Raw genomic sequence first — 4,949 nt, 5'->3', positions numbered from 1 at the left:
CCCCCACCCCCACCCCTGGAGATGCCACCATGAGCGCCACCTACATCGTCAAGGACAACGGCAAGCGCTGCTTCGCCCCGCCCTGCGACCACTACGACGTCTTCCTCGCGGACAAGCCGGGCGAGAAGATCAAGTCCATCCACGAGGTGGACCTGAGCGCCGTCACCGGCGGCGACGACGCGAAGCAGGGCGAACTGATGAAGCGGGCCTTCACGCCTGGCGGCCTGAAGCTGGAGGGCTCGCTGACCGAGGGCCCCAACGCCGTGCGCAACATCAAGCTGGACACGCTGCGCGCCACCCGCGTCATCGACTGACGTGGGGCGAAGGCTCCTGGCCCCGCCGGGACCGCGCCACACGCGGTCCCGGTCGTGCGTGGCCGGAGCCTGGAAGTCTGCTGCTGATCAGATGCGCACGCCCAGTTGGAAGCCGGGCCAGTGCTGCACGCGCCGGGTGGTGCTGAGGTCGTGCGAGCGCACCGGCAGCGTGGACAGCTTCGCGAAGCCCGGGTCCCCCCAGGTGAACCACGCGTTGTAGGTGGGGCCGCCGAACACGGCGAACCGGGACATGACCTGGAAGCCCACCATGGCGCGCACCTGCGCCAGCAGGTTGCCGGTGTTGTCGGAGAAGGGGTTGTCGGTGGACAGCACGTTGCTGCCCGCCGCGTCCACGTCCACCCAGAAGCGCGAGCCCAGCGGGATGTGCCCGCCCAGACCCAGGCCCAGGCTGAAGCGCTGGAAGCGGTCGTCCGGCCCGATGCCCGCGATGAACGTCGTGTACAGGTGCTTGCCGCCGAACTTCAGCGCCACGTTGGTGAGCTGCAGGTCGCTGCCGAACACCTCCAGGTGGAACTGACCCTTCTTCTCGAAGGTGAGCAGGCCCAGCGGCACGCCGTTCACCTCCTGGGACACGTTGACGAGCCCCAGTTGCACGCCGTTCACCACGCTGGCCACGTTGATCAACCCCAACTGCATGCCCGTCACGTCGCCGCCCACGTTGATCAACCCCAACTGCATGCCGGAGAGCGAGTGGGCGCGGTTGAGCGCCAGCGCGCCCTGGAGTCCCGTCATGTTCCCCGCGACGGAGTTGACGCCCAGGGTGAACTGGACGCCGTGGAGCGCGCCGTTCGCGTGGTTGACGCCCAGCGCCAGTTGCAGGCCGGTGACATCCTGGGTGGCGACGTTGAGGCCCAGCGTCGCCTGCATCCCCTGCATCCCGCCCCGCGCGATGTTCGCGCCCAGCGAGAGCTGCCCCACGCCGTCCACGTCCCCGTTGGAGAGGTTGAGCCCCAGCGCCGCCTGGACGCCGGCCACCCCCTGCTGCGCCACGTTGGTGACCAGTGACAACTGCGCGCCATGGACCTCTCCACCCGCGACGTTGAAGCCCAGGGCCAGCGCCGCGCCCTCCACCTCCGCGCCGTACACGTTGCCCAGGAGGCCCAGCGCCAGTCCGCTCCGCAGCGCCGTGCCGCCGTTGATGGCGCCCAGCGCGAAGCGGTTCTCCACCTGCGCGTCACCGGCCCGGAGCTGGTTGGTGCTCACCGCCGGGATGAGGCTCAGGTTCACCGGCAGCAGCACCCGGCCTCCCGAAGACATGGACATGCCGCCCGCGCCGCCGCGCATCACGGTGGCCTCGCTGCCCACGCTCATGAAGTCGCCGGGGGACAGCGGCGTGCGCACGCCTTCCTTCAGCGTGAAGGCCGTTTCGGACACGCTGCCGCCCAGCTCGCGCCGCGCGCGGTAGGCGCCGGGGGCGAGGCCCAGCTCGGTGGAGCGGCCGGACACCTTCTGCACCTCCACCACCAGCGTGCCCACCGCGTCGCGCACGTACAGCCGGCCCTCCAGCGGTTCGGTGAGCAGGAGGCCCGCGGTGGTGGCGCGCAGGTCGGTCATCACCAGGTCGCCGGTGCCCGCGAGTTCGATGTCGTAGTTGGGGTGCTGCGCGCCGCCCTGCGTGCGTTCGGTGCGCGCGAGCGTTTCGTGGAAGGCGAACTGGTACGCCTCCGTCAGCGTGACGCGGCCGTCGTGCGTGACGTCCGCGGCGCCGCGCAGGCCGGACACCAGGTGGTGGGTGAAGAACGAGCCGCCCAGCCGGTCTGACTCCTGCGACGCCTCGTCCGCGCTGGACGAGGTGAGGATGGCGTGGCCCTTCACCTGGATGGCGGAGTCCACGAGGAACGCGGGCCGCGCGACGCCGCCCTTGCGACGGGCGAACGCACCGGACGCGCACGAATCCAGCACCGCGATGCGCACGTCCGCGGGCAGGCCCTGGAGCGCGCGGCGCAGCTCGCCGTAGTCCATGCGCTGGCCCTTGAGCAGCAGGCCCTCGTCGTCCGAGTGGCCGGAGTAGTACAGCAGCACCTCCACGCGCCGGGCACCGGAGGTCCGCGCGCCCTCCGCGAGCTTGCGCACGCGCTCAAAGCCGTCCAGGACGCCCGCGCGGTCCACGTCCGTGAGCAGCACGCGGTCCTGGGGCAGCACGCCGCCCAGCTCCGACAGCACCTGGGAGAAGGCTCTCGCGTCGGTGTCCGCGTAGCGCAGCTTCACGCGTTCAGGGCCGCCATCGTTGACACCCACGAGCAGGGCCAGCCGGCGCACGGCGACGGCTTCGGCGGCGAAGGCCGGGGGCACCACCAGCAACGAGAGCAGCAGGACAAGGACGGGCGCTCTCATCGGGGGGACTTCTCCAGGAGGAAGGACGTCTGCCCCAGTTCTACATCCACGGGCAGGATCAACGGCGCGGTGCGCGCGTCGGGGGATGCGGCGAGGACGCGCGCGGCGGACAGCACGCCGTCCAGTTCGAAGGGCGCGTCGGCGGTGATGAGGAAGAAGCGCTCGAAGGCGGGCGCGTCATCCAGTTCGTAGGCGCGGGGCAGCAGGTGCGTGCCGGAGCGCTCCAGCGCGGCGGACGTGTCGCCGGCGTCGGGCAGGTGCACGGTGACGGCGCCCCGGCCGTCCACGGAGAGGATGACGCCGTGGGCCTTGCCGGCGGCGGTGTACGACAACTGCACCACGTCACCGGCCTGGGCCTGGGCGCCGTCGGTGAGGCGCTCGGTGCGGGCGGAGGCCTGCCGGTGCACGTCGAGCCGAGGCAGCAGGCCCTTGCTGCGCGTGGGCTCCAGGACGCCGGTGCCGCCCGCTTCCGTCCAGGCGTCCCGCGCCTCCCGTCCGTCGGTGGATGACAGGGGCCGCGCGATGACGAACAGGGTCGCCCCCGCGAGCACCGGCACCAGGATGGGCAGGAAGCGCCACGAAGGGCGCGCGGCGGGCGCCTCCGCTCGGGAGGGCGCCACGGAGAGCAGGGCGCCTTCGGCACCGGCGGTGCGGGCGAAGCGGGCCTTCACTTCGCGCACGACGGTGTCGGGGGGCAGGGCCTGGAGGGTGGCGCGGGAGTCGGCCTCCAGGGCGGCGAGGCGGGAGGGCCCGTCGGGTTCCTGGGCGAGTCGGGCGCGGGCCGCGGCGAGCTCGTCCGGGGGCAGTTCCCCCAGGGCGATGCGCTCCAGCAGCCAATCCGGGGTGCGGTGGGGGGACGTCATGCGGCCTCCAGCTCCTGCAGGACAGCGGACAGGGCCCTGAGGCGCTTGCGCACCCCGGACACGGACAGGCCCACCTCGCGGGCGGTTTCCTCCAGCGTCATGCCGTCCACCAGGTGGAGCACGGCGATGTCCCGGCTGGACGCGGGCACCCGTCCGAAGAGCCTGTCCAGCAGCCCCCGGGCGGAGGCGCGCGCTTCCATGTCACCGGAGGCGGCGATGCGCAGGACCAGCTCATCGTCCCGGTCCTCCGGGCGCCGCTTCGCGCCGCGAAGGCGGTTGAGGCACACGCGCGTGGCGATCTGATGCAGCAGGCTGGACGGCGCGGCGTCCTTCAAGGCGGACTGGTAGCGAAGCAGTTGCACGAACACGTCCTGCATGGCGTCCACGGCCTGTTCCTCGGAGCGCAAGAGGAAGCGGCAGCGCCGGAGCACCTGGGGGCCGTAGCGTCGGTAATAGGCCTCCACATCGACGGACACCGGGTACGCCTCCTGGGTCGGACCAGGGGAACACCGGTGCCCCGAAAGTCTGTCACCGGCATTTTCGAAGAAGCGGCGTCCCTACCCCGTTTCCCCTGCTCCGGCCACCCCACCCCGGCGAAGGCCCTCGGCACGTCCGGCCGGCTGCCACATGGGGATGAGTGTGGAGAGAGCACAGCCGCCCACCCGGGGACTCACCGCCCGTCAGGGAACAGCGGCCCGGCGTCCTGGGTCCCCGCATCCTCCCGGGAGCCAGCGGGGAGGCCGCCATCCCAGGGGAGCGCGCCCATCGTCGGAGGCACGAGCACGGTCCCCATGCCCCCATCGGGCAGCAACACGCCGCGCAGTTCATCATCCGCGTCCACGCCATCAACGACGCGGCGGAGGATGCGTCCATCCGCGCGCAGGGCGTACTTCGCGCCGGAGTCGAGCGCCGGAAAGCGCCGGCCGCACGCGGAGGGCTCCTCGTTCACATAGACGAAGAGCAGGCCGTCCTGCCGGAGAACACGGTACGTGAAGGACTCCGGCCGGCTGTCACAGGAGGACGCCGCGCTCCCCAGGGGAAACAGGTCCCGCGAGACGATCATCAGCGCGCGCAGCGTTTCGCCATCCAGCACGACGGGCACACCGGCCGCACCGACCCGGATGACGTCCGCACCGGTGAGCACCGGGAAGTGGACGGTCTTGTCATCGAGAACCGGGGCCGAGAGGGGCTCGGGCCTCCGAGCACATCCCAGCAGTCCCAGCCCCAGCACGACCGCTCTCAGCGTCACGAACCGTCCTCGCATGGAGGCCCCCTACCGCAGAAGTCCCGCCAACCGCAGCGCTCCCCTGCCCAGCAAGCAGAAAGACACGGGCCTGCCTCGGATGGCCGCCAAGTGTCGGCTTATCGATGCACGTGTCGGCCCCAGGGTTTATCGAGAACAGGTTCCCCCCTACCC

4 protein-coding genes and 1 pseudogene are annotated in these 4,949 nt (G+C 71.5%); 1 reads left to right on the top strand and 4 read right to left on the bottom strand.

The genetic code is table 11. The features are described 5' to 3' along the window. A pseudogene (locus tag D7V88_RS38895) lies at window positions 1–314 on the top strand (DUF6748 domain-containing protein); the annotation flags it as partial. An 87-nt stretch (window positions 315–401) separates the two neighbouring features. Here the strand turns inward: D7V88_RS38895 and D7V88_RS38890 are convergent. From D7V88_RS38890 to D7V88_RS38875, 4 genes are all read right to left on the bottom strand, one after another. Continuing rightward, the gene (locus tag D7V88_RS38890; RefSeq protein ID WP_120545580.1) at window positions 402–2,669 is read right to left on the bottom strand and encodes a caspase family protein; all 2,268 of its coding nucleotides are present in this window, start codon (window positions 2,667–2,669) and stop codon (window positions 402–404) included. Continuing rightward, complete coding sequence (locus tag D7V88_RS38885) at window positions 2,666–3,532, bottom strand: ActD-like protein (protein ID WP_120545579.1); 867 nt, start codon at window positions 3,530–3,532, stop codon at window positions 2,666–2,668. The genes D7V88_RS38890 and D7V88_RS38885 overlap by 4 nt, the downstream gene beginning before the upstream one ends. After that, window positions 3,529–4,008, bottom strand: coding sequence for an RNA polymerase sigma factor (locus D7V88_RS38880; protein WP_120545578.1), 480 nt, complete (start codon window positions 4,006–4,008; stop codon window positions 3,529–3,531). Before D7V88_RS38880 ends, D7V88_RS38885 begins: the two co-directional genes overlap by 4 nt. A gap of 194 nt (window positions 4,009–4,202) precedes the next feature. Further along, a complete protein-coding gene (locus tag D7V88_RS38875) occupies window positions 4,203–4,796 on the bottom strand; it encodes a hypothetical protein (protein WP_120545577.1) in 594 nt (197 codons plus the stop codon). Window positions 4,797–4,949: the final 153 nt, after the last annotated feature.

It is taken from the genome of Corallococcus terminator (genome assembly GCF_003611635.1).
Taxonomy (GTDB): Bacteria; Myxococcota; Myxococcia; order Myxococcales; family Myxococcaceae; genus Corallococcus; species Corallococcus terminator.
Note: the sequence above shows the minus strand (reverse complement) of the source record. Positions and strands in the feature narration are given on the sequence as shown.

Excerpts from the sequence above, each read along its gene's own strand:
- D7V88_RS38890 (WP_120545580.1), bottom strand. The coding sequence starts at position 2,669 with ATGAGAGCGCCCGTCCTTGTCCTGCTGCTCTCGTTGCTGGTGGTGCCC.
- D7V88_RS38885 (WP_120545579.1), bottom strand. The coding sequence starts at position 3,532 with ATGACGTCCCCCCACCGCACCCCGGATTGGCTGCTGGAGCGCATCGCC.
- D7V88_RS38875 (WP_120545577.1), bottom strand. The coding sequence starts at position 4,796 with ATGCGAGGACGGTTCGTGACGCTGAGAGCGGTCGTGCTGGGGCTGGGA.